The 869-nt window shown below is 75.4% G+C and carries 1 protein-coding gene; it reads right to left on the bottom strand.

Features of this window, described 5'->3' with window-relative positions; genetic code table 11:
• Positions 1 to 780: YhgE/Pip domain-containing protein (locus tag ACI3KX_RS22110; RefSeq protein WP_404911098.1), on the bottom strand; the 780-nt coding region annotated here is incomplete at its 3' end.
• Positions 781 to 869: the final 89 nt, after the last annotated feature.

Below are 869 nucleotides of genomic sequence, written 5' to 3'. Positions count from 1 at the left end.
GGCCACGTCGGCAGCCAGCGGAGGCAGCGGCTGTGCGGCGGAGTCGAGCTCGGCGAGTCCAGCCGCCAGGCTCGCTGCACCCGACCCCAGCGAGGCGAGCCCCGTCGAGAGGGTGCTCGCACCGCTCGCGAGCTCGGCCGCTCCGGTCGCCGTCGACGCGGCGCCGACGGCGAGCTGGTCCGCGCCCGCGGCGGCCTCGCCGATCTGCTCGGCGATCGTGTTGAAGCCCGCATACACCTCTGCGAGATAGCGGCTGGTGAGATCGCGGCCGAGGGCCGCGGTCGCCGCCTCGGTGACCGCGGAGGTGAGCGCCGGATCGATCCATGCCGATGCGGGCGTCGTGCGCACCTCGACCACCGCCTGGCGCGCCTGCGCACCCGGGCCGGAGATCGAGGTGGCGTCTGCCGAGAACGACGGCGGAATGCGGACGACGGCGACATACCTGCCCGCCGCAAGCCCCTCGGCGGCGTCGTCGTCGTTCGTGAGCACCCAGTCGAGGCTGGGCGGCGGCTCGGCGGTCTCGTCGGTCCCGGGCTGCGCCGGCTCCTGCGCCGCCATCAGCCCCGCCGCGAACTGACGGCCCAGCGGCACGGTCTGGCCGTTCACGGTGACGGGCTCGTCGTCGTTCACGATCGCCGCGGTGAGTCGCTCGGGGTGGGCGGTGGGTGCGGCGAGCGCCCATACGAGGATCCCGCCGATCAGCAGCGGAACCACGATGAGCCCGATGACGGCGAGGCGGCCGAGCCGCGCCGACCCCGAGGTGGCGCTGAACGCGGTCATCACCCCGCCTCCGCGCCGTGCGGGCCCGATGGGGCGGCGCCCGACGCGACCAGCAGCGGATGCCGCTGCGCAGCGTCGGCGAGACGGGC

This window comes from Microbacterium sp. ZW CA_36, from assembly GCF_044987475.1.
Classification (GTDB): Bacteria; Actinomycetota; Actinomycetes; order Actinomycetales; family Microbacteriaceae; genus Microbacterium.
This window is presented reverse-complemented; position numbering and strand designations above follow the sequence as displayed.